Source organism: Alteromonas sp. Cnat2-8 (assembly GCF_022348355.1).
Classification (GTDB): domain Bacteria; phylum Pseudomonadota; class Gammaproteobacteria; order Enterobacterales; family Alteromonadaceae; genus Alteromonas; species Alteromonas macleodii.
In genome coordinates, this window is the sequence record NZ_JAKREX010000001.1 from 450402 (window position 1) to 473233 (window position 22832).

The 22832-nt window shown below is 44.6% G+C and carries 17 protein-coding genes; 7 read left to right on the forward strand and 10 right to left on the reverse strand.

Annotated features, from left to right (window positions below):
• Positions 1 to 63: 63 nt before the first annotated feature.
• The 4 genes from MHN00_RS01910 to MHN00_RS01925 all read left to right on the forward strand — a co-directional run bounded on the left by MHN00_RS01910 (position 64) and on the right by MHN00_RS01925 (position 5321).
• A complete protein-coding gene (locus MHN00_RS01910; RefSeq protein WP_014997439.1) occupies positions 64 to 570 on the forward strand; it encodes an ACT domain-containing protein in 507 nt (168 codons plus the stop codon).
• A gap of 188 nt (positions 571 to 758) precedes the next feature.
• On the forward strand, positions 759 to 2831 hold the full coding sequence (gene ppk1, locus MHN00_RS01915) for a polyphosphate kinase 1 (RefSeq protein ID WP_239300065.1): 2073 nt from the start codon (positions 759 to 761) through the stop codon (positions 2829 to 2831).
• Between the two features lie 16 nt (positions 2832 to 2847).
• A complete protein-coding gene (ppx, locus tag MHN00_RS01920) occupies positions 2848 to 4410 on the forward strand; it encodes an exopolyphosphatase (RefSeq protein WP_239300067.1) in 1563 nt (520 codons plus the stop codon).
• Between the two features lie 143 nt (positions 4411 to 4553).
• Positions 4554 to 5321, forward strand: a complete 768-nt coding sequence (locus MHN00_RS01925; protein ID WP_239300069.1) for a transporter substrate-binding domain-containing protein — start codon at positions 4554 to 4556, stop codon at positions 5319 to 5321.
• Positions 5322 to 5345: 24 nt separating this feature from the next.
• Here the strand turns inward: MHN00_RS01925 and MHN00_RS01930 are convergent, their stop codons facing one another.
• A complete protein-coding gene (locus MHN00_RS01930) occupies positions 5346 to 7472 on the reverse strand; it encodes a S9 family peptidase (RefSeq protein ID WP_239300071.1) in 2127 nt (708 codons plus the stop codon).
• A gap of 234 nt (positions 7473 to 7706) precedes the next feature.
• Between MHN00_RS01930 and MHN00_RS01935 the strand changes: the two genes are divergently transcribed.
• Entirely contained in the window at positions 7707 to 8156 is a 450-nt protein-coding gene (locus MHN00_RS01935) for a hypothetical protein (protein ID WP_239300073.1), read from the forward strand.
• Between the two features lie 107 nt (positions 8157 to 8263).
• Here the strand turns inward: MHN00_RS01935 and MHN00_RS01940 are convergent, their stop codons facing one another.
• The 6 genes from MHN00_RS01940 to MHN00_RS01965 form a co-directional block, all read right to left on the reverse strand.
• Positions 8264 to 9742 carry an efflux transporter outer membrane subunit gene (locus MHN00_RS01940; RefSeq protein ID WP_239300075.1) on the reverse strand — a complete coding sequence of 493 codons (1479 nt, stop codon included), beginning with the start codon at positions 9740 to 9742 and terminating at the stop codon, positions 8264 to 8266.
• Entirely contained in the window at positions 9732 to 12917 is a 3186-nt protein-coding gene (locus MHN00_RS01945; protein WP_239300077.1) for an efflux RND transporter permease subunit, read from the reverse strand. The genes MHN00_RS01940 and MHN00_RS01945 overlap by 11 nt, the downstream gene beginning before the upstream one ends.
• Positions 12918 to 12926: 9 nt before the next feature.
• A complete protein-coding gene (locus tag MHN00_RS01950; RefSeq protein WP_239300079.1) occupies positions 12927 to 14012 on the reverse strand; it encodes an efflux RND transporter periplasmic adaptor subunit in 1086 nt (361 codons plus the stop codon).
• A gap of 196 nt (positions 14013 to 14208) precedes the next feature.
• Positions 14209 to 14505, reverse strand: a complete 297-nt coding sequence (locus MHN00_RS01955; RefSeq protein ID WP_061094315.1) for a hypothetical protein — start codon at positions 14503 to 14505, stop codon at positions 14209 to 14211.
• A gap of 231 nt (positions 14506 to 14736) precedes the next feature.
• Positions 14737 to 16161 carry a HAMP domain-containing sensor histidine kinase gene (locus MHN00_RS01960; protein WP_039219540.1) on the reverse strand — a complete coding sequence of 475 codons (1425 nt, stop codon included), beginning with the start codon at positions 16159 to 16161 and terminating at the stop codon, positions 14737 to 14739.
• Complete coding sequence (locus MHN00_RS01965; RefSeq protein ID WP_239300081.1) at positions 16145 to 16834, reverse strand: response regulator transcription factor; 690 nt, start codon at positions 16832 to 16834, stop codon at positions 16145 to 16147. The genes MHN00_RS01960 and MHN00_RS01965 overlap by 17 nt, the downstream gene beginning before the upstream one ends.
• A 293-nt stretch (positions 16835 to 17127) precedes the next feature.
• Between MHN00_RS01965 and MHN00_RS01970 the strand changes: the two genes are divergently transcribed.
• Both MHN00_RS01970 and MHN00_RS01975 read left to right on the forward strand, forming a co-directional pair.
• On the forward strand, positions 17128 to 18735 hold the full coding sequence (locus MHN00_RS01970; protein ID WP_239300083.1) for a phosphoethanolamine--lipid A transferase: 1608 nt from the start codon (positions 17128 to 17130) through the stop codon (positions 18733 to 18735).
• The gene (locus MHN00_RS01975) at positions 18723 to 19142 is read left to right on the forward strand and encodes a diacylglycerol kinase (protein ID WP_239300085.1); all 420 of its coding nucleotides are present in this window, start codon (positions 18723 to 18725) and stop codon (positions 19140 to 19142) included. Before MHN00_RS01970 ends, MHN00_RS01975 begins: the two co-directional genes overlap by 13 nt.
• 156 nt (positions 19143 to 19298) lie before the next feature.
• Here MHN00_RS01975 and MHN00_RS01980 read toward each other — a convergent pair whose 3' ends face one another.
• The 3 genes from MHN00_RS01980 to epd form a co-directional block, all read right to left on the reverse strand.
• Positions 19299 to 20198 carry a fructose bisphosphate aldolase gene (locus tag MHN00_RS01980; protein ID WP_014948386.1) on the reverse strand — a complete coding sequence of 300 codons (900 nt, stop codon included), beginning with the start codon at positions 20196 to 20198 and terminating at the stop codon, positions 19299 to 19301.
• A 322-nt stretch (positions 20199 to 20520) separates the two neighbouring features.
• Complete coding sequence (locus MHN00_RS01985) at positions 20521 to 21696, reverse strand: phosphoglycerate kinase (protein ID WP_239300087.1); 1176 nt, start codon at positions 21694 to 21696, stop codon at positions 20521 to 20523.
• 114 nt (positions 21697 to 21810) lie between these two features.
• Positions 21811 to 22821, reverse strand: a complete 1011-nt coding sequence (epd, locus tag MHN00_RS01990) for an erythrose-4-phosphate dehydrogenase (RefSeq protein ID WP_239300089.1) — start codon at positions 22819 to 22821, stop codon at positions 21811 to 21813.
• Between the last annotated feature and the right edge of the window lie 11 nt (positions 22822 to 22832).

Here is a 22832-nt window from a genome sequence, read left to right on the forward strand (position 1 = left end):
ATGGTATTACCCAACAGGAAGACGATCAAAGTTTTTCTCTACACGCCCAATAAGGAGCACTGCATGCAATCATTAGTAATCAGCATCATGGGTAAAGACAAGCCGGGTTTGGTAGACGCGCTGGCTAAATGTGTATACAAGCACGAAGGCAACTGGCAAGGGTCGAGCTTTGCGCATATGGCAGGTATGTTCACAGGCTTTGTAGAAGTTCATGTTTCAGACGAGAACAAGCAGAACTTAATTGATGCGCTAGATGCCATTAAAGATTTGTCGGTGCAGTCAGTGGCAGTAGCGAGTAGCGAAAATAACAACACCACTAAGTTGACGGTTGATGTTATGGGCAATGACAAAACTGGCATAGTTCAAGAGCTCACTTCCGTGTTAAATCAGTTCAACTTGAATATTCTTACCTTTGCTTCGCATTGTGAAAGCGCGCCCAATTGGGGCAGCCTTATATTCAAAGCAAAAGCAGAAATTGCAGTTCCAGAAGACTTCGACGATGGCGCATTGCAAGATGCTCTGGAATCGTTAGCTAACGATTTAGTGGTAGATATAACCGCGAAGCGATAGTAACAAGCGCGTATTGGTATTTATCGCGTAAACATTGCGCATAACAAATACAAAATTACGACATCGAAAGGTAACGGAATTACCGCAACGCAATGCGTGTACATATGCACCAGGATACGTGTTGTCACAGTAGTGTCACTGACTGATGGCAGTCTTTGACCATTTTTATGAACGTGAATTGAGACATTATGGATAACGACGTTTTATATTATCCCAAAGAGCTAAGCTGGCTTGCGTTTAATGAACGCGTATTGCAAGAAGCCGCAGATAAAAACAACCCCGCCGTTGAGCGAATTCGCTTTCTTGGTATTTACTCAAATAACCTAGATGAGTTTTATCGCGTGCGCGCTGCTGACGTGAAGCGACAAATTACCATTGCGCAGAACGACGGTAACGAAGAAGAAGCTGAACGCCAGACCGTGCTTATGGCACAGATCCAAAAAAAGGTGGTACAGCTTTCTGAGAAGTTCGACCAAATTCATAAGGACGTTGTTAAATCCCTAGCGCGTTACAATATTCACATTCTTCGAAAAGATGATTTAGACGATTATCAAAAACAGTGGGTACGCAACTTTTTCGTTAATAAAGTACTGCGTCATATTGCGCCTATCTTGATTGATAAGAAGACCGACTTACTTAGCCGATTGAACGGCACGTCAGTGTATTTATATGTTGCGCTCAGAAGAAAAGACCGCAACCCTAAGTTTGCGGTTATTCAGGTTCCTACTTCTGAAATGTCGCGCTTTATGCTGATCCCCCCGCAAAAAAGCCGTAAGAAAAAGAGCATTGTTATGCTCGATGACATGATTCAGCTATGTATTGAAGACATTTTCCGCGGTTTCGTGAAGTTCGACGAAATTGAAGCATTCTCGTTTAAAATGACCCGTGATGCGGAATATTCTATCAACGAAGAAATTGACGAAAGCTTCGTTGAAAAAATGTCTGAGAGTATGAAACAGCGCCTTATCGCAGAGCCTGTACGTGTTATTTACGACACTAACATGCCTGAGGACATGAAATCTGACCTGCGCAAGCGTCTTAAGATTACGAAGCTAGATACCATGCACGCTGCTGGGCACTACCGTAACTTTAAAGACTTTATTGGCTTCCCGAATGTAGGCCGAGAATATTTAGAGCATACGCCGCTGCCTGCTATCGATAGCAAGGCTTTCTCTAAGTACAACACCGTTTTCGATGCCATTACTGCACGGGACATATTGTTGTACTACCCGTACCACCGCTTCCTGCACTTCACCGAGTTTTTGCGTCAGGCAGCTTTCGACCCGAATGTTAAAACCATACGCATCAACATTTATCGTGTTGCCAGTAATTCACGCATTGTGAATTCATTGATTGACGCAGTAGACAACGGCAAGAAAGTAACCGTTGTGGTAGAACTTCGCGCACGGTTTGATGAAGAGGCCAACATCGAATGGTCTAAGCGCATGACTGATGCAGGTATACGAGTCGTATTGGGTGTACCCACACTTAAAATTCACTCTAAGCTGTGTATTGTAACGCGTGAAGAACGAGGCAGCATGGTGAACTATGCGCACTTCGGTACAGGTAACTTCAACGAGAAAACGGCGAAAATTTATACCGATTACAGCTTATTTACCCGTAATCAAGAGTTGGCAGACGAAGGCGTGGCGGTATTCGATCTTATTCAATACCCATACAGACGCTATAAATTTCAGCACCTTCAAATATCGCCGTTAAACGCCCGGACCAAAATTCAGTCGTTAATTCGTCAGGAAATTCAGCATTTAAACCAAGGTCAGAAAGCGCAAATCACTTTTAAGATTAACAACCTGGTTGATAAAGAACTTATTGACGATTTGTACCGCGCAAGTCAGGCTGGGGTTAAAATTCGCGGCATTGTTCGCGGCATGTGTTCACTGAATCCGGGCATTAAAGGCATTAGCGAGAACATCGAAATTATCTCTATTGTTGACCGTTTCCTTGAGCACCCTCGCGTAATGATTTTTGAGGGCGGCGGCGAAAGAAAAGTGTATATCTCATCTGCCGACTGGATGACCCGTAATATGGACAACCGCATTGAAGTGGGCTGCCCTGTTTACGATAAAGGACTCCAACAGCGCATTGTTGATATAATGGAGCTACAATTTAAAGACACCCTGAAAGCACGAGTGATTGACAAGGATCAGAGCAACAAGTACGTTCGCAGGGGAAATCGTAAAAAGCTTCGCTCGCAAATAGAAATTTACGACTATTTGAAGAAGCTAGAAGACACTTTGTAGGAAAGATAATTAGTACATGACCCAGCACGAATCAGTTTTTAACGACGTGGAAACCCGCGAAGTCAATAAAGTCGCAGCACTAGACATTGGCTCAAATAGTTTTCACTTAGTAGTAGCACGCATTGTTGCCGGGTCTGTGCAAATACTGCATAGAGTTAAACAAAAAGTGCGTTTGGCCGAAGGTCTCAACGAAGACGACATTTTGTCTGATGAGGCGATGGAACGCGGCCTAGCCATGCTGAAAGTCGTTGCGGAGAGCCTTAAAGGCTTTGAGCCTGACTCTGTGAGAATTGTAGCTACGCATACCCTGCGTAAGGCACGTAATGCCCGCAACTTTATCAGCGCAGCAAAAGACATCCTTCCCTACCCTATTGAGGTAATTTCGGGTGTAGAAGAAGCCCGACTTATTTACTCAGGCGTGGCGCATACTAACCATTCGGACGGCCAACAGCTGGTTATTGATATTGGCGGTGGTTCAACCGAGTTCGTCATTGGTGAAGGGTTTACCCCTTTACTTTGCCGTAGCCTCCAAATGGGCTGCGTGAGCTATACAAAACGCTTTTTCCCAGACGGAGAGCTTAAACCTAAAGCCTTTGAACGCGCCATTACCGCTGCACAGCAAGAACTTGAGTTAATAGACAACAAATATCGCAGACTGGGTTGGGTACAGTGTATCGGAACATCGGGTACCATTCGTTCGCTGTTTACACTTTGCCAGCAAGACCGTCCTAACGGACACGATATTCCTGTCACGCTCAAAAGCTTGCGCAACTTAATGAAGCAGTTTGTTAGTGCTGGTCATGTCGACAAGTTAAGCTACCCAGATTTGAGTGAAGATCGCCGTGTCGTTATCGCGGGCGGCCTCGCTATTCTCATTGCCATTTTTAAAGCTCTCGAAATCGAGGGATTGGTATACTCGCCAGCCGCCTTGCGCGAAGGCGTGCTTTATCAAATGGAAGATGAGCTTCATCATGCTGATATTAGAGGCAGAACGGCGAGTAGTCTTGCTACACGCTACGATGTAGACACTTCCCAAGCTACCATGGTGCTTAACACAACACTTTCACTTTTCAACGAAGTAGAAAAAGTATGGAAGCTGAAAGGTCGTGACTTTAAAAGTATGCTTGGCTGGGCTGCATTGCTCCATGAAGTCGGTATGCAGATTAATTCGCGGGGCATTCAAAAACACAGCGCCTATATTCTTGGCAATGTAGACATGCCCGGATTTACTCAGGAACAACAATTACTGCTAGCCACACTGGTGCGATTCCATAGAAAGAAAATTCGCACCAATGAGCTTCCCACGTTTAATCTCTTCGATGAGCAGTCGGTAAAACACTTAATTGCGTTACTGCGTTTAGGCGTATTGCTTAATATAAAACGCCAGGAAGGCTTCGTACCTGACCTGGTGGTAAACGTAGAAAAGAATGAACTTACCATTACCTTCCCCGATGGCTGGTTAGACGAGAAACCTATAATCTCTGCTGACTTACTGCGAGAAAGCCATTACTGGAAAGCGCTTGATCTAAAACTATCTGTTGTTCCTGATATTGAGCAACTACACCCTACTGTGGTTTAAACCAGCACCGCGCCACCACGCCAAACTGATCATTTTATAGGCAAATATCCGTACTATTTGCCTATAAAACGAGTATACTACGCATAATTTCTACCCTGCCTCCTTCAAAGTAGTGTTAACTCTATAGGTTCCAAACAGTAGTTATGTTTCGTAGTATCTGGATTTATTTATTACTGGTTGTAAGTTTTTCTACTTTCGCATCATCCAACCATGTCTACTTTCTAAGCGAGGTTACACCGCCCTACTATTGGATTGACGAAAATGGTAAAGCCCAAGGCGTTAACGTAGATCTCGCGAACGCACTTAAGCCTCTGCTGCCATTTAGTAGTTCGTTAGAACACATGCCGTGGGCACGAGCGGTACAAGAAACTCTCGAAAATCCGGATCTGGTACTTTTATCTTTGTTAAAAACCCCAAAACGGGAAGATGAATTTACGTGGCTTTCTTCAGTTAATCACATGCAGGCATCACTGATTCGCTTAAAGCGAAGAGATACACCTCACATCAATTCCTTAGACGAAGCAAAGCACTTTCGAGTAGGCTCTATACGCGGCTATGGTTCAGCCTCTTTTTTGCAGCAAGAAGGGTTTGAAGAAAATAAAAACCTAGCTTTAGTTGCAGAGCCTGCACTACTGTGGAAGCTTCTGTACATGGAGCGCATTGACTTCGCATTAGCCAATTTTGAAACTGGAAAGTATGAAATCAGTGACGCTGGGTTTAATCCTAACGACGCAACGAGCGAATATGTCATCGAAGCATTGGGTGCCGATCTTTTTGTTGCCACAGGCCTTAAGACTGAGCAAGACAAAGTGAACTCACTTAAAAACGCGCTCTCTATCTTAAAGGCGAATGGCGAGTATGCGCGAATACTAAAAAAATGGGGCCTTGAGCCGATTGAGTCGGCACATTAGCCCCACTTAGTCTCAGCACACTAATTATTGAGCTTCAACTTGCGTATTTTGTGACTGCGCGCTGTCGTATTTTTTAAACCACGCCAGAATATTTTCAACCTTGCCAATCATTCTAGAAGGCTTAGAAGCAATCCCGTGCGGTGATTCGGGTACTCTCACCAGGACACTATCGACCTTTTCAATCTTTAATGCTTGATAAAACTGTTCAGTTTCAGACATTGGTGTGCGCTTATCGTCTACACCCGTGATCAGCATGGTGGGGGTAGTAACATTTCCTACTAGCGATAGCGGCGAGCGCTTCCAGTAATGTTCTACGTTATCCCAAGGTTTACCGGGAAATTGGAAAGGAATTTGATATAGACCTGAATCGGCAGACAGTACTTTTGATAGCCAGTTAATAACGGGTTTGGCAACCACGGCCGCCTTAAACCGGTTAGTGAGGCCAATGGCATAGGCTGATGCAATGCCGCCTGCTGAGCCGCCAGTAATGAACAGTCGCTCTGGATCAGCGATGCCTTTTTCAATCAGCGCATCTACACCCGACATATGATCTGAGAAGTCATATTCCGAGCTGTACTTTCCTTGAAGTAGCAATGCAAAGCGCTCGCCATAACCTGTGCTGCCTCTGTGATTGTCATAAAACACCACGTAGCCTTCTGCCGCCATGCGCTGCAGTTCAGCCGTGAAAACAGGGCCATAAGCGAGATTAGGTCCGCCGTGAATTTCTAAGATAAGCGGATACGTTTTCGAGCTGTCGTAGTTTGGCGGCAGAATGTACCACCCCTGAATTTCTTCACCATCAATAGAAGACGAATAGACAATTTCTTTTACCTCACCAAGCTGTTTATGACCTAAAACGTCTTCGTTTAGTGCAGTAAGCTGTCGCTCGTTTCGCGTAGTGACATACAGATCAGCGGGGCGATCGGTACGTCCTTTGGTGTAAGCCACTACATCACCGACAGCGTGATAAGTGCCAAATACGTAAGGTCGTCCTAACGTTGTACCGCCCAGCCCCTTAGCTACGGCTTTTACGCTGCCAGATAGCGATACTACATCTACCTGCGCTAATCCGCGAACCGACTGCTGAAAATAAACGTGCTTATTATCTTTCCAGTGAAAGTTAGACACTGAATTATCAACGTCTTTTGTTAAGTTTTTGGCATCTGTACCGTCACTTTTCATCACGTACAAATAGCTATTTTTATACATCACCTTTTCGTCATCTCGACGAGCGTAAGCAATGTACTTTCCATCAGGCGATACGACAGGCGATGATTCGAGGCCTTTGTCGTTGGTAAGTTGCTCGATATTTCCCATCATATCCACAGAGAAGATATCCCCCTCTACAGGCTCATATTCCCAATTGTCACTGCGGTTGGCAGAGAAATAGATTTTGTCGCTATCAGGAGAGAAACTTAAGCGCCCATTGTGGTGATAATTACCTGAAGTAAGCTGTCGTGCTGTGCCCCCATCGGAAGGAACAACGAAAACATGGGTGTAGGCGGGTTCAAGAATACCGCGACCATCTGCTTGATAGCGAGCTTTGGTAATATATTGAAAGCTCGGAGACCACTTTGCTCCGTCAGGCTTTTTAGGCATCTTAACGTCTAGTGGCTTTTCCTTGGCATCTACGCTCATGGTAAAGGCAATATGCTTACCGTCTGGTGACCATGTGATGTTGCTAGGACTTGAGGTGACATTCGTAACGAGTGCCGTTTGCCCTGTATCCATCCAACGCACATACAGTTGTGGTTTACCTTCTTCATTAGAAAGGTAAGCCAACCGGCTACCATCTGGAGACCAGCGAATAGAGTAATAATTTTTTTTCGAAGAAAGTAAGGGACGGTTTGATTTACCATCTACAGAGGCTAGCCAAACATTGGCGCGGCTGCTGTCAGACATGATGTCGTTTGAACGGCGCACATATGCAACATATTTACCGTTTGGCGACACCTGAACTTCGCTCACGTATTCCAAATTAAAAATATCTTCCGATTTAAAATAGCGTTCAGAGTCGGTAGTAAGAGATTCTCTCTCATTGCTTGCAAGCGCTGTGGCTGGCATAGCTAGCGTGCTAGCGCTAAATAGTGCAGCCCATATAGCAAACCGTTTTTTGACTGACGGGTACCTGTGATTTCTCGTAAAAGACATATCTCACCTTAATCTATTTGTTCTTATCCGTTCTTTTTTATGGGGTGATCACGTTGTAGTGATGCATTTATTGTCTCCATATTACTGAATATATTCAGCCAATAAAGATTAAACGTTGAGCGACATCGCTAGGCGATTAAGCGCAGTACACAGGGGCGTTGGCTTTAGCCGAATGGTTAGTTGCGTGATAGCGGTAAAGTGCTAACTTCTATATAAGGCTTAAAGGTAATGCCCATGAATAATCCACACGGCGAGTTTGAATGTAGCGTAAGCGGTCAGTTGCTGCTCTTCTCAGCGCGCGGACCGTGGAATGACGAAACCATGAGAAATGGCGTAGTTAAGATGTCTTCTGACATTTCAAAATTCGAAAAGGGCGCTAAATGGGCACAAGTAAGCTGTCTTTACGGTGAAAGCCTGATGCCCCCTTCCACCTTTGATATTTTTGTAAAACAAACTCGGGTAAGAAGAACCCGCGGCCTGTCGTTTCTTGCCGTGGTGATATTAGATACCGACATTATGCTGACAACTAAGCATCAGATTTCTCAGTGCTACGACGCTGCCGAAGTTCCTTATGGCTTTTACGAAACGGTAGAAGATGCTTTGGAAGCGATGACGAATAATGGCTATGATTTTGATAGTGACGAAGCTGAGCGCTTTTTTGCCCGCTTTAACTTTACGCGTTAACATTTAACACCGCATGCGTTCTGCTTTTGTCACACGTTGAGTCTGAAATTCGCAGCCAGCTTTTGATAAAGGCGAAAAAAAGGAGAGCGAGCGCTCTCCTTTTTATTTTAAGACTGCCATCCGCCTCCGAGTGCCTGATACAAATCGACCAGTGCGGCCATTTGCTGCTGACGAGTTTCTATAAACTCGCTACGCGCTTCCAGTGCTTCTCGTTGCGCAAGCAGCACCTCTAAATATTCACCATGAGCTGACGAAAAGAGCCTATTGGCAATATCAATCGACTGTTCGAGTGAAGCAATTTGATGACGCCTTGCTTCAGCACTTTTATCCAAATTATCGAGCTTCGACAAACTGTTTGTTACTTCAGCTACCGCCGTTAAAACGGTCAGTTCATATTCGTAAGCCGCTTCAATTTGTTCGGCGCTGGCATTTTGATAAACCGCCTCAATCGCCCTGCGGTTTATTAATGGCGCAAAAACATCACCAGATAATGAATATGCCAATGACTCAGGCACATTAAACAAGTAGCGACTATCAAACGCCGATAAACCTAACCCTGCTTTTAGCTCAAAAGAAGGATAGAAGTTAGCTTTAGCCACATCGATATTTAACTCTGCCGCCTGAAGCGTGAGTGCAGCTTGTTTTATATCCGGGCGATTGTCTAATAGCGCAGAGGGTACACCCACCTGCGGGCTAATGATTTCAGCACTAAGTAACACATCACTGTTCCTTTTAATAGGTTGTGGAGTGCGCCCCAACAACAGATTAAGCGTGTTCTCTTTTTCAAGAATTTCCTGCTCAATCAAGTAACGCTCGCTCTCGTTTTTCTTCACTTCCGCGTTAAAGCGAGCAACGGGAAGCGACGACGCCCGCCCATATTCTTTCAACGCATTAATAGTGTGAATAACATTGCGCTGTAGCGAAATGGTTGAGTCGAGGTTCTCTAGTTTGTTGTCTAACGCCAGCAATTCATAGTAAGTACGCGCAACTTCAGATACTAACTGGGTAACGAAAAAGTTCTTACTTTCTACCGACGCTAAGTATTCGAGTGAAGCTACTTTGGACGCATCTCTTAACTTATGCCAAACGTCAATTTCCCAGGACGCATTAAGCCCTAGCTTCAAGTTTGCCAGCGGGTCAGGAAATTCTTTGTCCTCCTTGATATTTAACTGTTCTTCTACTGCGCCTTCCCGGGTATATTCGCCTACCTTTTCGGTTTCAGCGGCTACCCCCGCAGAGAGTCGAGGCAAATATTCCCCTTCTCGTGCATACACTTCATTCGACGCCATATTAATGCGCTGAATTAATATAGACACCTCTTGGTTGTTCTTAACCGCAGTTTCCACCAGCGCAGAAAGTGTAGGATCGTTAAACCACTCACTCCATTGAATATTTGCTTGCGTACTCTCGTTAGCCCCTTGACCAGCCTGAGTATCCACTTGCGAGACTTTCGCATTAAATTGCTCTGGCAAATCCAGATTAGGGTTTCGCGTTTCAATGGTAGGGATAGCACATGCCTGAACTAACAACGCACTACTAAGCGCTAACCACAACGGCTTATAGGTAAATCGCTTTTTATTTGTCATCGCTTAGCACCTCATCGTTATAGTGGTAAGTTTCAGTAAGGGGAACGTGATCTTCGTTTCTGATTAATGACTTACCTTCTTCAAATTTGGCGAACAAGTAGTAAAGTCCAGGAATAACCAGCACACCAAAAATAGTGCCGAACAAGGTACCGCCTAAGGCAGAAGCACCAATAGTTCTATTTCCCACTGCGCCAGCCCCCGTTGCAATAACAAGCGGAATTAACCCTGCTACAAACGAGAACGATGTCATTAGGATTGGACGGAAGCGCTGTTTGGCCGCTTCAACAGCTGCGTCAGCAATCGATAAGCCCTGCTGATTTTTTTGCACTGCGTATTCCACAATAAGCACGGCATTTTTACCGAGTAAACCAACCAGCATAACTAAGCCGAGCTGCGCATAAACGTCGTTGGCCAGCCCCATACCTTTTAAAAACAGGAATGAGCCGAGAATACCGGTAGGTAGTGAAAGAATGACCGCAAAAGGTAGAAGCAGACTCTCGTACTGTGATGCCAGTACGATATATACAAACAACAATACTACGGCAAAGATAACGATGGCTTCATTGCCTCGTTTAGCCTCGTCAAATGACAGGCCTTCCCAACCTATATCGTATCCTTTTGGCAAGGTGGCAGCCGCTACTTCTTCAACCGCTTTTATCGCTTGCGCCGAAGTATACCCTGCTGCAGGCTCTGCCCGAATAGCTGCCGAGGTATAAAGGTTGTAGCGCGTAATTTCATTAGGGCCTTGGGTTTTAATCAGCTTCATAAAGGCCGAGTAAGGCACCATTTCACCCTCTTCGTTTTTCACGTAGTAATCCATTAAGTCACTGGGATAACGGCGATATTCCGGTGCACTTTGCGTGTACACCTTGAAGAAGTTATTAAAGCGCGTGAAGCCTTGCTCATAAGTACTACCGATAAGAATATTCAAATTTTCCATGGCCGCGCCAATAGATACCCCTTTCTGCATTGCAGCTTGGTTATCTATCTCAATTTTATATTGAGGATAATCGGCCGCGTAAAACGTAAATAAACCTTTTAGCTCATCACGTTTACCGAGCTCTTCCATAAAGGCTTTGTTGATTTGGTCGAACTCTTGATAGTCGGTAGTGTTGGTTTTATCGAGTAAACGAAATGATAACCCCGACGACGCGCCATAACCCGGCACTACTGGCGGTTCAAAGTACTCAATAACCGCGCCTAAGTGGTGCGTTTTGGCTTCCAGCTCTTCAATAATGTCACGTACCGACTGTTCGCGATTAGCCCAGTCTTTAAGGTTAATCAAGCAGGTACCCGCGTTTGAACCTCGACCTTCCGTAAGGATTTCATAGCCAGCAAGCGAGGACACCGAGGAAACGCCTTCAACGTCCAGCGCCAAGCTTTGCAGCTCTCGCGCTACTGTATTCGTCGCTTCAAGAGTACTGCCAGGCGGTGTTTGAATGATGGCATAGATTTGTCCTTGGTCTTCACCGGGAATAAAGCCCGTAGGTAATGCCTGATTAACGCCAAAGGTACTTACCACAAAGCCCGCAAGCAGCACTACGGTTACACTGCGGCGCGTAACGATAGCTTTGATAATACCTGTATAGCGACCGGTTAATTTATTGAAATAGTAATTAAACCCGTCAATTAATTTGCTTAACGGGGTCGCTTTTTTAGTGTGTGAATGGGGGTTTTTAAGCAACATTGCACACAGCACTGGGGTTAATGACAGCGCTACAATACACGAGATAACAATTGACGATGACATGGTAATAGAGAACTGGCGATAGAAGACACCTACCGGGCCCGTCATAAAAATAAGGGGCACAAAAACCGCCGTCATCACCAGTGTAATCGCGATAATAGCTCCCCCCATTTCACCCAGTACTTGCTGGGTCGCCATATAAGGAGTTAGGCTTGCACTCTCTTCCATTTTTGCGTGAACCGCCTCTACGATAACAATGGCGTTATCCACCACAATCCCTATCGCTAACACCAGAGCGAACAGGGTAATAAGGTTAATGTTCACTCCTGTGGCCTGCATGCAGAAAAATGTTCCCACCAGTGAAACTGGCACAGCCAGAAGCGGGATAAGTGTGGAGCGCCAGTCACCCAGAAAGATGAACACCACCAAGGAAACCAAAATAAAGGCTTCAAACAGGGTATGCAGCACTTGTTCAATAGAGGCATCTAGAAACTTGGAAACATCGTAGTTAATTTCATACTTCATGCCTTCTGGAAACGTTTTTTCTAGTTCAGCCATGGTGGCTTTCACCTGAGAAATCACCTCGTTGGCACTGCTTCCATAGTTCTGCTTTAGCACTATCGCAGCGGAAGGATACCCGTCTTTGTTTGAGTAAATATCGAAGAATTCACTACTTAACTCAACATCGGCAATATCACCTAATTTGAGCAAGCGACCGTCGGAATCGGCGCGAATAATGATATTTTTATATTCTTCTGGCTCGTCATAACGTCCTTCATAAATAAGCACGTATTCTTTGGACTGAGCAGTAATGCCTGAGCTTCTGCCAAGTCGTCCCGGGCGTCCAATCAAGCTTTGCTCGTCTATCGATTCCATGATCTCATCCACAGAAACATTGTAAGCACGCATGCGATCAGGCTTTAACCAAATTCGCATGGCATACTGGCGGCTTCCCAATATTTTTGCACTGGCAATACCGTTTACCCGCTGTATCTCTGGGATAAGGTTGATATTGGAATAGTTGTACAGAAACTTTTCATCAGCCGTTTCGTCCGTGCTATAAACGTTTATGTACATCAACATGCTTGGCTGAACCCGCTCTAGTACCACCCCTTCTAACTGCACGAGCTGGGGCAGCCGGTTCATAATCTGGTCAAGCCGCGTTTTCACATTAATGAGCGCCTGATTCGGATCCACATCTAAATCGAAGATCACTTGAATAGTAGCTTCACCCGCGCTGGTCGCATCAGACACGATGTACTTCATGCCCGGCACACCGTTGATTGAACGCTCAATGGTAACCAGCGATGACTTCACCAATACATCAGCGCTCGAACCGGGATATGCCAGAGAAATAAGCACCCGCGGCGGAGCAATATCGGGAAACTGTGACGTGGGTAGGCTAAATACCGACAACACGCCCAAAAATATAATCATCAGCGATAGCATGATGGCCATCACTGGACGTTTAATGAAAACTCCAAACATAGCGCCCCCTTATTCTGCGTGCAGTGACAGTTCAGCTAATGTGTCGCTGGCTGAAATAAGTTCAGGCTCTATCTCATCGCCGTTCGAGACTCTTCGCAGTCCTTCAATCAAAATAGTGTCGCTCGGCGCTAAGCCATCAGATACCAGATAAATGTTAGGGAGTTCTGCAGCGATATTAATGTGGCGGGTTGCTAACTTGTTCTCGCTATCCAGCACGTACACAAAGCTTTGATCGAGAATTTCGAATGTGGCCTTCTGAGGAATAACCAGCGCATCCGGATAGGCAATATCCACCATGACATTTCCGGTCTGCCCATGTCTTAGCAGCTGGTCTGGGTTAGGGAAAGACGCACGCATTTCAATGGTACCGGTATGATTATCAAAATCAGCTTCAATGGCATCTATCACCCCTTGATGCGCGTAAATACTGCCATCGGCAAGCTTTAATCGCACTGACGTTTGATCATTTGATGCGCTGTTCTGCGCGTACTTTAAATACTCAGATTCAGGTACATTGAAATACACCCACATGGTGCTGATATCAGATAGCGTGGTAAGCAACTCACCCTCATCAAGCAGACTTCCCGTGCGAGCTTCCAGTCGGTCCATTTTGCCGGTGAACGGTGCTTTAACGTCAGTAAACGCTAGGTGGGTCTTCGCCAGTTCAACTTCAGCCTGTGCTTTTTGAAGCTGCGCTTCAATCACGGCGAGTTCGTTAGGCGATACAATGTTTTGTTCAACAAGCGACTTTGTATTTTTGTACTCCATCTCAACCGCTTTAGCCTCGGCTTCAGCGCGGTGTAGTTCAGCTTCATACACGTTCGGCATTATTTTAAACATGGGCTGACCACGTTCTACCGTTTGTCCCTCATCAACAAAGGTCGATTGAAGATAGCCTTTTTCCATAGCTCTAACTTCAATATGTTGAATGGCACGTATCTGACTGACGTACTCTTTTACCAGCGTTGTGTCTTGTACGATGGGATGAGTAACGTTGAATTGAAGTTTTTCGTGATGCGCAGCATGTTCTTCATGGCCACACCCACCTAATAGTGCGGTAACAATGCTTACTGCAAGAAGTGCTTTTTTGCTCATAATGTAAATTCGTAATAAAAGGCTAATCGTGACGTGCCTCGTAAAAAGGCTGCACGCCACTAGCGCGCGTTCAGCAATAAAATTCAGTGCTGAAAATTAAGCGCGCAAAAACATCCAGCAAAAAGGGCTGGCGCTATGTAATGAATATCGAATTAAGGTGTTTCTAGGTAAGCAGCTAACTACTAAGCCTAAGAAACTAAGCAATAGGCGGCGCTCGTGTTAACGGCGTTGCGTAGTTAAGGGATGTTTTGAAATGCCAGCGCGGACGTGGCTTTGCGGTTTCAGTGAAGGAGTCCGTAAGGTAATCCAGCACAACATATTGTGGTGGAGCGGGCTCTTCCGGCGCACTTTCCTCTGTATCAAACTCGAAGGAATATTCGGAAATAGAAGCATCGAAATGATGCTTGAACGTGATTGGCTTGTAATCCTGTTTGAGTCCAGATAAGCAAGTAAACAACAACGCTATTAATGCGTATATAGTGTACTGCTTCATGTACTGCTGATTATGCACCGGTTAATATTCCAGAAATTCAAATATATAAGGAAAATTGCGGCGCTATGCTACACAGCCAACCACGCTTTGACAAGAACCAGTATTGCCACTAAACGCAGGCAATAACCGGTTGCACGTATTTGTTACAAACAAACTCAGAATTCCTGAGTGTGGCAGTGTACGTCATATCTTTTTACTGCAAGCAAAAACACATTTTAACAGCACGTATTTTTAAGAGGCCTTTTTGAAAGTCACAGAAAAAGAGATGTGGTTATGATCCAACTTATAAACCGACACGTCTGCCCCAATCGCACCGCACAATGCACTCACTATTGATAGCCCTAGGCCAAAGTTGTCCTCTGATGTACGTGATGCATCCTTTTGCCACAGGGGTTCAAACATATGTCTTAAGTCACGTTCATCAATTTCAGTATGCGTTGTATTTGTCACTTCTATTTGGGCCTGCCCTGATTGCGTTTTGCCTATATACACGCTGATCGGCTCACAATGCTTTCCATGCTCAATAGCGTTGTCTAACAAGTTGCTAAATATAGACTCCACCGCAATTCGGTTAGAGTGAATAACCACATCGCCCCTTTCTTTCGCAACCACATTAATATTATCTACCGCTTTGCTTGCGACAACTTGAGCAACGAGCTCTTTAATATTAATAAGGTCGTTTAATTGAGTCTGCTTAGCACTGTGCTTTTGGATTAACATCAAACCGGAAATGATGTTTTTCATTCGCATCCCAATGCGAAGAATCTGCGGTTTAAAATCTTTTTCGAGTCGCTCCTCTCCTGGAAACTTCATGGCAACTTCCGCCAGGTTGATGAGTTCAGAAACCGGCGTTTTAAGTTCGTGAGCAATGTCAGAGGTAAGTCTTTTCTCTCTAAGGTATAGGGCGTAGTTATCGTTTATAAAATGGTTCAAGCTGCTGACGATTGGCTCTAGTTCTGAAACGTTTGTAGAGAATGCTTCGTGCTTATCTGTGGCAGTAAACCTTAGAGTTCTTATATTGTTGTTTAATGCATCAAGTGGTGCCAACGCGTAAGACACCGTGTTGCGCACGACGAATCTTACCATTAACGGAATTACAATAAGCGCCACTAAAAATGCGATATCGATAAACCAAAGAGTAAAATTCAACAGTTCAGTGGAGGTTGCGTATGCGATAACCATGGGGTCGCGCTGCTCTTCGCCTCTGACGCTATAGAATGCTTCGCGGTCTTCAGAGTCAATTTGAGGCACGTATTTGGTGTGAATAATACGCCCGGAACGACCATCTGGCAGCGTAATGTCGTTAATCACCGCCTCGTTTAAACTTAAGTTTTCAAACGGCAGCTCGTCGACAGTGTACAGTGCAAGGGATTCCGACTTTTCGAAAACCTGCCCTTTGTACCACAATTGAAAGTATTCTGGAGAAGAAGCACCCTCGAACTCAGGGAAATACTCGCCGGCAAACTCAAACTCAACGCCGTCTAAATCTTCATTGACTAAGCTTTGAAGCATGCCAACTTTGGCTTTTAGACCTTGGTTAAATTCTCTTTGGACCCAGGTGTCAACTCCGATATCTGCGGCGAGTAAAACGACAATCACCAGCAAAGAAATAGTGATAGAAAGGCGTCGCGTTAAGGTTTTACGTATTGACTTCATCGCCTTCCACCACGACGTAGCCAAATCCTCGCTTACTTTTAATGGGGAGTGTAGCGCCACATGCCCTTACTTTTTTTCGCGCTGAAGAGAGGTGCGCTTCAATTGCATTTTTTGAGATATGGTCATAACTACCGGAAATAAATTCACTTAATTTTTCTGATGTGACGACCTTGCCTTTGTTTAGGAACATGCACTCTACTATGCGATATTCATTCGGCGTTAAACTAATCGCCTGCTCTCCAAATAAAAAAGACTTGGCCTGAATATCCAATATCAATCCATTAATAGTAATTTGATCGTTAATACAGTTTGTTACGCCCCGTCTCATCAAACTGAGAAGTCGCGCTGACAACTCTTCAAATGAAAAAGGCTTAGATAGATAATCATCAGCGCCTGCTAACAAGCCTTCAACTTTCTCTTCAGGTTCGGCACGTGCAGACAAAATGAGCACCTTGGTCTCTATCCGTCTTTTCCTTAGCGTTTTCAAGATAGCCATCCCGTCGAGTTCTGGCAGCATGCGGTCTAATACAATAATGTCGTAGCTACCAAGAAGCGCCATACTCAAACCATCGGGCCCTGTGGCAGCTAAATCAACTGAATGGCCAAGTTTTTCTAGACCTAAGCTCAGGCTATTTCTCAAAGACAATGAATCTTCTATAAGGAGTATTCTCATGTTTCATTGGTCGATTTTTATTCCTCGCTAAGGTTATGATCTCAATCTTAAGATAAACTGAAGGCGAGAATAATATTGAATTAATTAACGATAGAAAGTGACGGCCTAGGAAGCTTTTTGTGCAACTGCACGTCGTTTCTCTATGTATAACAAGTGGTTGCAATTGGAAACCATCTGGAATTGTTGGTTCTAGATAGAAATTCCCATTAACGCTAATCCCAAAGTTTTGCTTAAGCTTTATTTAAGTTTTGAAAGTTATCTTTTGCTGCAAGTAGTACACAAGAGAACTGACTTTGAAATTTCCACGTTCGTTAAATTTAAACCCTTCATTAGCCAATTTTGTTTTTATAACATCAGTCTTAATAACACTGGTTTTCAACTTCCCTTTTATTTCAAATGTCTATCACGCTGTGTCGCCAACTACAGTAGGCCAGTGGATATTTTTTCTGTCCGTTCCATTGTTGCTTACCTTTTTCAATATCATCGCCCTTAGCCTATTAGGCGCCATTCTTTTGCCAAGATTGACGGTGGCAGTGACACTGTTAGTCAGTTCACTTCTTTTATACGGTACGGTCGCTTACGGCGTGATATTTGATAAGAGTATGATTCAAAATGTGATGGAGACCAATACTGGTGAAGCATTTGCCTATCTAAACTCAACGCTTTTACTCTTTTTCTTCTTGTTAGGATTGGTGCCCGTTGTTGCCGTCTTTAATCAGGAAATTAATGGAAAATTAGTTGCTAGAGTTAAGCACTTACTTAAGCTCAACGTATTAGCAGTGGTTGGAATAATCGTTATCGCAGCTGGCCTTTATAAAGACTATGCTGCGGTGGGTAGAAATAACAAAGATTTGGCCAAGTATATTATCCCTTATGCATTTTATGATTCTGGCTACAAATATCTCAGAGACACCTACTTTTATCCGCCACTTCCTTACAAGGTACTGGACAAGACACCTTCTATAATAAATAGAAAAAACGCTTTGCCTTCTACGACTGTACTGGTTGTTGGAGAAACAGCAAGGGCAGACAAGTTTGCCAGTAATGGCTATAGCAGAAACACCACGCCCTTTATGAACGACATAGGCGCGGTAAGTTTCAACGACGTGACCTCATGCGGGACCGCTACTGCGGTGTCAGTACCCTGTATGTTTTCTCGACTTTCAAGGCAAAGCTATGATGTTCGCATTGCGGAAAGTCAGGATAATGTGCTTGATATCATACATCGGGCTGGCGCTGATGTGACATGGATAGACAATAATAGTAGCTGCAAGGGGGTGTGCAAAAGAGTTGAAACTATTGCATTTGACCCATCCCGAGATCCTAGTTTATGTGACGGTGATTTTTGCTACGATGTTTTACTCAACGAGCTTTTGAAGGACGTTTTGTCATCACCTGCGACAACTAACAGGGTTATTGTTCTTCATATGATAGGCTCTCATGGCCCTACCTACTATCGAAGATACCCCGCTGAATTTGCCAAATTCTCTCCCGACTGTCCTAGAAGTGATATTCAAAACTGTGATTCGCAGGCGCTTATCAACACGTATGACAATACCATTGCGTACACTGACTATGTACTTGGAGAGATTGTTAATACATTAAAAAATGTGCCAAACGCTTCCATGCTGTATCTGTCTGATCACGGTGAATCTTTGGGTGAAAAAGGACTCTATCTGCATGGATTTCCTTATCAAATTGCACCGCAAGAACAAACTCACATTCCTATGCTTTTTTGGACGTCGAAGTTTGAAGATTCAGGCTACCGAAATTGTATTAAAAACCTGGCCAACCACCCTTACTCTCAAGACAACTTGTTTGACACGTTACTTGGTTTATCAAGTGTAAAGAGTATTACTTACCAACCTACTATGGATATCTTTAAACAATGCGAAGCCTAAATGAATCAAACCCTGTGGTTAGTACCACCTCGCACTTCGACCCAAGCAACAAACCAAAAGGCCTGCGTCGAGTATTTAAGGCTCTAAAGAATTCACTTCGAGCATTTAGCTGGCTTACTAAGAACGAAGCTGCATTTAAACAAGAACTCAGTCTAGCCGCTGTGGCATTCGTGGTTCTTGTTTTTTGGTCAATTCCTTTTCTTGAACGTGCAATTTTAATGTCTTCCATTTTTTTCATTTTATTTGCGGAAATCATCAATACCGCCATTGAAGTCACCGTCGACAGAATAGGTACAGAGTTTCATGCCCTATCAGGGTTAGCAAAAGACTTAGCATCAGCAGGCGTTTTTCTATCCATCGTTATTGCCTGTGTGTTGTGGGCGGGCGTATTTTATAGCCACATATAAAAGTATTAGTGAAGACCTTAATTCCCCAGAGGCATCCCTTTAGCAGGGTTATAAAGATGAGCTTATTAAGTTGAAGGTGTCACAATACTTCAAAAGAACTCGTAACGAAAAAGAGCGCCATTAGGCGCTCTTTAGAAGTGCTGACAAAAGAGAAGTTTACGCCTTAGAGGCCTGGTAAATATCTTCAATCGCTTTATCTAGCGTTGCCTCGAACTCTTCTTGAGACTGCTTTGCAGAAACGCCTTCGGTCAATGCTCGAGAGAAACTCGCAATCATACCTTGGTTTTCTGCCAGTTTCGCATTTGCTTCTTCACGGCTATAGCCGCCAGAAAGCGCTACAACTTTAAGCACGCGAGGGTGATCAACAAGTTCTTTGTAGAAATTAGCTTCTGTTGGAAGCGTTAGCTTAAGCATAACTTCCTGGCCTTCGTTTAGAAGGTTTAGCTGCGTTAGGATCTCTAATTTAAGAAGAGCTTCAGCTTCTGCTTTTTGTGGGCTGTGGATGTCTACTTCTGGCTCGATAATCGGAACAAGGCCTGCGGCTAAGATTTGCTTACCCACTTCAAATTGCTGAGCAACAACATCTTTAATACCTTGGTGATTCGCAAGCTTAACAACACTACGCATCTTAGTGCCAAACACGTCTTGCGCTACCGCTTTAGCTAGCAATGCATCAAGACCAGGCATTGGCTTCATTACCTGAACGCCATTGCTTTCTTCAGCTAGACCTTTATCTACCTTTAAGAAAGGAATAACACGCTTTTTCTGCCACAGGTAGTGTGCAGAAGACATGCCTTCAATTTCTCTATCAAGGGTGTTTTCAAACAAGATTGCGCCAAGAACGCGCTCGCCGCTAAAAGGGGTGCTGGTGATAATGCGCGTACGCATTTCATGAACAAGATTAAACATCTCTTCGTCTGAGCTGTACTCTGACTCTTCGATGCCATATAAGCGTAACGCTTTAGGGGTACTACCGCCGCTTTGATCTAACGCTGCAATAAAACCGGTTTGCGTCTTCAGTTTATCCAGCATTGCCTGCTGAGCTTGTGATGCCATTGCAACACTCCTTTTGTATATTACTGCCTTAATAGACAGGTGTAGGGTTTATTGTTATACCAATTCTATTAAAGATCTGTTTGTCTCAGACGCGGCATGCCAGCACCTTAAGTAAACACATCTGTAATAAAATTGGTATTTATGCCTGCGTACTTCACTGTTTCGCAGGTGTAATCGTTTCCGATTAAAAGGTCACGCTCAAAAATGCTGTTACTGAGCGTGACACATAGTGGGGCAACATTTGTACTAGGCCTTAGCTTTTAGGAGCTTCTATGAACTCTCTAGCGCTATAAAACGCTGCTTTAATGTGCAGCGTTGAGGCTTATTTATTTTTTTCTTCTAGTACTGCTACCGCTGGTAGTGTTTTTCCTTCCAAGAATTCTAGGAACGCGCCACCACCTGTTGAAATATAAGAGACCTTATCGGCAATCCCGTATTTATCAACTGCTGCTAGTGTATCACCACCACCTGCGATTGAGAATGCGTCGCTTGCCGCAATCGCTTCAGACAGCGCTTTTGTTCCAGCACTGAACTGTTCAAATTCAAATACGCCTACAGGGCCATTCCATACAATGGTTCCTGCATTCTTGATAATGTCCTCTAACGCCTTTGAAGAGTCTGGACCAATATCAAAAATCATATCGTCGTCGGCAACGTCACTGACTACTTTTAGCGTCGCTTCGGTATTCTCATCAAACGCTTTGCCCACGACAACATCTGTAGGTACTGGAATATTACCGCCATTCGCCTGCGCTTCATTCATAAGCTGCGTGGCTTGCTCGGTAAGGTCCATCTCTACTAGTGACTTACCTACATTATGGCCTTGAGCAGCAATGAAAGTGTTGGCAATACCGCCACCAACAATCAGCTGGTCAACTTTTTCAGCCAATGTTTTTAACACGGTCAACTTGGTAGACACTTTAGAGCCACCCACAATAGCAACCATTGGACGCTTAGGGTTGTCTAGCGCTTTGCCAAGTGCGTCTAATTCTGCAGCAAGTAATGGGCCAGCACAGGCTTTTGGTGCAAATTTGGCAACGCCGTGGGTAGACGCTTGTGCGCGGTGAGCAGTACCGAACGCATCCATAACGAAAATATCGCAAAGGGCTGCATACTGTTTCGCTAGCGTCTCGTCGTCTTTTTTCTCGCCGTTGTTAAAACGTACGTTTTCAAGAATAACCAATTCACCATCGGCAAGCTCAACGCCGTTCAGGTAGTCTTTTACAAGCTTAACCGGTACGTCTAAAGCATCGTTAAGATAATCAACCACAGGTTGAAGAGAGAACTCATCAGCAGGCTCGCCTTCAGTAGGACGGCCAAGGTGAGACATCACCATAACTGCCGCACCTGCGTCTAGGGCTGCTTTGATTGTAGGGATAGATGCTTTGATTCGCGCATCTGAGGTTACTTTGCCGTCTTTTACCGGCACGTTTAAATCTTGTCTAATTAGTACGCGCTGACCTTTTAGGGCCATATCGCTCATGCTTGGAATTGCCATCGTCTTTCCTATGTTAATTCAAATTCAGTAGAGCGTGTTAAAGGTAAGACACGCTCAAATTAACGGTGAAAGCTGCGCGGGCTGGTGCTACCAACCCTTGGCAGCATCAATGCTTTATTTTGCGTCGAACATCACTTTTGCGGTATCGAGCATACGGTTTGCAAAACCCCATTCGTTGTCACACCACACCAGTGTTTTCACTAGCTGTTTGTGACTGACTCTTGTTTGTGTGCCATCTACAATACACGAGTGAGGGTCGTGATTGAAATCTACCGACACCAAAGGCTCCTCAGTGTAATCCAAAATGCCCTGTAAACGCCCCGCTTTTGCATTGCGTAAGGCTTGGTTAACTTGCTCGATTGTCACTTTAGTTTGAAGCGTTACGCTTAGGTCCATGGCAGTAACGTTGATAGTAGGTACGCGAACGGCAATAGCTTCAAACTTACCCGCAAACTTAGGCAAAATACGCTCTATACCGGCAGCAAGGCGTGTATCTACGGGAATAATCGACTGACTTGCAGCTCGGGTTCTGCGCAAATCTTCGTGATACGCGTCTATCACCTGCTGGTCGTGCATAGACGCGTGAATGGTTGTGATCGTACCACTTTCAACACCGAACGCGGCGTCTAGCGCTTGAATGACAGGAACAATACAGTTTGTGGTGCAAGAGCCGTTGGAGACCAATTTTTGTTCACTGGTCAACGTGTCTTCGTTGGTTCCGAAAATGACCGTATTATCTAAATCTGGTGACCCCGGTGACGAGAAAAGCACTTTGCCAGCGCCGGCATCTAAATGTGCTTGCCCCGATGCTCTGTCATCAAACTTGCCCGTACACTCAAGCACAATATCAACGCCCAAGTCTTTCCAGGGTAGGTCTTTAATATCGCTTGTCGCAAGCAGCGTGATATCGTCGCCTGCCACGTTAAGCGTGTTGTTTTCTAAGGCCACATCAAAACGGAACCGCCCGTGGGCGGTATCGTATTTAAGTAAATGTGCTATGCCTTCGGGTTTAGCAATGTCGTTAATGGCCACCACGTTAAATTCGTTGTTGCGCCCACTTTCATACAGCGCGCGCAACACGTTACGACCAATACGACCAAACCCATTTATGGCAATATTTACCATAGGCTTATCTA